Annotated in this window: 1 protein-coding gene; it reads left to right on the top strand. The window is 71.6% G+C overall.

Going from position 1 to position 4480, the window contains the following annotated elements; genetic code table 11:
• Window positions 1-29 precede the first annotated feature (29 nt).
• Window positions 30-4480 (top strand): SDR family NAD(P)-dependent oxidoreductase (locus ACFY2B_RS46035; protein ID WP_390769026.1); only part of this gene is annotated, 4451 nt, incomplete at its 3' end.

Raw genomic sequence — 4480 nt, 5'->3', positions numbered from 1 at the left:
TGGATGGTGAGTGGGTTGAGGATGGTCGGATGGGGGGTGGGTATTGGTATCGGAATTTGCGGCAGCCGGTGCGGTTCGGGTCTGCGGTGGAGGCGTTGGTTGCGGATGGGTTCCGGGTGTTTGTGGAGGCGAGTGCTCATGGGGTGTTGACGGGTGCGGTGTCGGATGTGGTGGGGGATGTGCCGTCGGTGGTGACGGGGACGTTGCGGCGTGATGACGGGGGTTTGCGTCGGGTTTTGTCGTCGGCGGCGAATTTGTGGGTGCGTGGGGTGGATGTGGACTGGTCGGGGGTGTTGCCGGAGGCTGTGGGGTCGGTGCCGGGTCTGCCGACGTATGCGTTTCAGCGTCAGCGGTACTGGTTGGAGGGGGGTCGGCGGGTTGCTGATGTGGGTGGTGCTGGTCTGGGTGTGGTGGGGCATCCGTTGCTGGGTGCGGTGGTGGAGTTGCCGGATGCGGACGGGTCGGTGTTCACGGGTCGGATCTCGTTGAAGAGTCATCCGTGGCTGGACGACCACCGGGTCAGCGGCAGTCCCCTCGTCCCCGGCACCGCACTCCTCGACGCACTGGCACACCTGGGTGAAGACCTCGGCACCCCGTTCGTCGAGGAACTGACGATCTCCGCCCCCATCGTCGTACCGGAGTCGGACGGCGTGGACCTGCGGATCCACGTCGGCGTCCCGGACAGCCGCGGGAGCAGGCCGGTACGGCTGCACACCCGGATCGGCCCGGACGGAGAGTGGACCGAGAACGCGAGCGGCGGGCTGAGCGACACGTACAGGACCGCCGACGACCACCCGCGGCCGGACACCAGCTGGCCCCCGGCCACCGCTGAACCCGTCGACCTGGACGGGTTCTACGACACCCTCACTGTCGACTACGGCCCGGCCTTCCACGCCGTACAGGCCGTGTGGACCGAACCGGGCCGGGTGTACGCCGAGGTACGTCTGCCCGAGACCGCCGCCGGCACCACGAGCGAAGCCTACGGAGTGCACCCCGTACTCCTGGACGCCGCTCTGCACCCGCTCGGCATCTCCGGATTCTTCGCCGAGCCCGACCGGCCCCGGCTGGCCTTCTCCTGGTCGGGAGTCCGGGTGCACGCGGTGGGAGCGCGGGCGCTGCGCGTCACCCTCACACCCGCCGGGCCCGACAGCGTCACCATCAGGGCGGTCGACGAGACCGGCGAGCCCGTCATCGACATCGACAGCCTCGTCGTACGACCCGTCGACCCCGAGCGGCTGCGGCAGGCCGCACCGGTCGGACGGGACTCCCTCTTCGAGGTCGAATGGGTACCGGCGCCCGGCCCGGCCGCCGCACCGCCCAGCTGGGCGTACCACGAGGACCTCGGGGAAGAGGACCACACACCGGCCGCCGTGGTGTACCGGGTCGACGGCGGAGACGAACGGCAGACCGTTCCCGAGCGGGTGCACGCCGTCGGACTGCGGGCGCTGACCGTGCTCCAGGACTGGCTGGCCGACGCGCGGCGTGACGAGTCCCGGCTCGTCGTGGCCACGCGCGCCGGAGACCTGGCGCAGGAAGCCGTACGAGGGCTCGTGCGCACGGCCCAGTCGGAGAACCCGGGCAGGTTCGGCCTGCTGGAACTCGGTCCGCGGGACACGTCGGACGACACGCCCGACGTACTGGTCGGCCTCTCCGTGTCCGACGACGAGCCCCAGGTCGCGGTCCGCGACGGACAGGCATACGTGGCGCGGCTGCGGCGGGCCGATGCCGCGCCGATGGCCGGGACATCACCGCTGGCCGGCGGAGCCGTCCTCGTCACCGGTGCCACGGGCGGACTCGGCCGGCTGGTCACCGACCATCTCGTGACCGCGCACGGCGTCGGCGAACTCGTCCTCCTCTCCCGGTCCGGCGTCCCGGACGAACGCCTCGCCGAGATCACCGGACTCGCGGCCGAGGCCGGCAACACCGTCACCGTGCGCTCGGTGGCCGGCGATGTGGCCGACCGCCCGCTCCTCGCGGAGGTCGTGGACTCGCTGGGTGACCGCCTCGTCGGCATCGTCCACACCGCGGGCATCGTCGACGACGGGGTGATCGGCGCGCTGCGGCCCGAGCAGTGGGACAGCGTGCTGCGCCCGAAGGTCGACGCCGTCTGGCACCTGCACGAGCTGACACGCCATCTCGACCTCGCCGCGTTCGTCGTCTACTCCTCGGCCTCCTCGACCTTCGGCGGCGCGGGCCAGGGCAACTACGCGGCGGGCAACGCGTTCCTCGACGCCTTCGCCGCCCACCGGCGGGCCGAGGGCCTGCCCGGCCTCTCGCTGGCCTGGGGCCTGTGGGCCGAGAAGCGGGGCATGGGCGGCAGGCTCAGCGACACCGACCTCGCCAGGATGGCCCGGATCGGCACGCTCGCCCTCTCCGCCGAACAGGGCCTGGCCCTGTTCGACCTGGCGCTGGCGGCGGACCGTCCGGCGCTGGTGCCGATCCGGCTCGACCACGCCGCCACCCGCCGCAGCGGTGAAGTCCCCGCCCTGCTGCGGAACCTGGTACGCGCCTCGTCCCGGCGCACCATCGAGCAGGGCGACGCGCACCGTACGGGCCCCGGCCTCGCCGAACGGCTCGCCGCGCTCGCCCCGGCCGAACAGGAACGGGAACTGCTCACCCTCGTCCGCGCCGTCGCCTCCGCCGTACTCGGCCACGCGTCGGCGGACGCGGTGGAAGCGGCACGCGCCTTCAAGGAAGCGGGCTTCGACTCGCTCACCGCGGTCGAACTCCGCAACCGGCTCACCGAGGCCACCGGCGTCCGGCTCCCGGCCGGAGTGATCTTCAACTATCCGACGCCCAAGGCGCTCGCCGGGCATCTGCGCACGGAACTGCTCGGTGCCACGGACCCCGTGCCCGCCGCCCCCGCCGAAGCCGCCGCGCCCCGCGACACGACGGAGGAGCAGGACGCCGACGACGCGATCGCCATCGTCGCCATGAGCTGCCGGTTCCCCGCCGGGATCAGTTCCCCGGAGGAACTGTGGCGATTCCTGGAAGCGGGCGGCGACGCCATCGGCGGCCTGCCCACCGACCGCGGCTGGGACCTGGACGCCGTCTACGACGCGGACCCCGACGCCCCCGGCAAGACCTACGTGCGCGGCGGCGGATTCCTCGACGGAGCCGGTGACTTCGACGCCGAACTGTTCGGGATCTCGCCGCGCGAGGCGCTGGGCATGGACCCGCAGCAGCGACTGCTGCTCGAAGTGTCCTGGGAACTCCTGGAGCGGGCCGGTCTCGACCCGACCTCACTGGCCGGCACTCCCACCGGCGTCTTCGTCGGCACACACGGCCAGGACTACGGACGGCAGACCCAAGGATCCCAGGCCGACGAGGGCTACCTCGTCATCGGCAGTGCCGCGAGCGTCCTGTCCGGCCGGGTGTCCTACACGCTGGGGCTCGAAGGTCCCGCGGTCACCGTGGACACCGCCTGCTCCTCCTCGCTGGTCGCGATGCACCTGGCCGGACAGGCCCTGCGCAACGGCGAGTGCTCCCTCGCGATCGCCGGCGGCATCTCCGTGATGTCGTCGCTCGACGGCATCATCGGCTTCAGCCGCCAGCGGGGACTGTCCTCCGACGGCCGCTGCAAGGCATTCTCCGACGACGCCGACGGTTTTGGCATGGCCGAGGGTGTGGGTGTGGTGCTGTTGGAGCGGTTGTCGGATGCGCGGCGTCATGGGCGTCGGGTGTTGGCGGTGGTGCGTGGGTCGGCGGTGAATCAGGATGGTGCGTCGAACGGGTTGACGGCGCCGAATGGTCCGTCGCAGGAGCGGGTGATCCGTGCGGCGCTGGCGAGTGCGCGGTTGTCGGCGTCGGATGTGGATGCGGTGGAGGCGCATGGTACGGGTACGACGCTGGGTGATCCGATCGAGGCGCACGCGCTGCTGGCGACATACGGTCGCGAGCGCTCGGCCGAACGGCCCTTGTGGCTGGGGTCGTTGAAGTCGAACATCGGTCATACGCAGGCCGCCGCCGGTGCGGCTGGTGTGATCAAGATGGTCGAGGCGATGCGGAACGGCGTACTGCCGCGGACGTTGCATGTGGATCGGCCGTCGTCGCATGTGGACTGGACCTCGGGAGCGGTCGAACTGCTCACGGAGGCGCGGGAGTGGCCGCAGTCGGACGGGCCGCGGCGTGCGGGCGTGTCGTCGTTCGGGGTGAGCGGCACCAACGCCCACGTCATCCTGGAACACCTCCCCGAGCCGCAGCAGGTGGAGACGGCCCAGGAGATGACGGAGCACGACGTCGTGCCGCTGCTGGTGTCGGCGCGGGGAACCGCTGCCCTGGCCGGCCAGGCCCAGCGGCTGGCGGCGTTCGCGCGGAACACCGACAGCGTCTCCGACGCCGGACTTGCGCGGGCACTCGCCGGCACCCGGGCGCAGCTGAACGCTCGTGGTGTGGTGTTGGCGGGGTCGCGGGGTGAGGTGGTTTCGGGGTTTGAGGCGTTGGGTGGGGGTGTTCCGTCGTCGCAGGTGGTCGCGGGTGT

This window comes from Streptomyces sp. NPDC001270 (genome assembly GCF_042896695.1).
Lineage (GTDB): Bacteria > Actinomycetota > Actinomycetes > Streptomycetales > Streptomycetaceae > Streptomyces.
The sequence above is the reverse complement of the archived record's forward strand: the minus strand, read 5'-3'. Positions and strand labels throughout refer to the sequence as shown.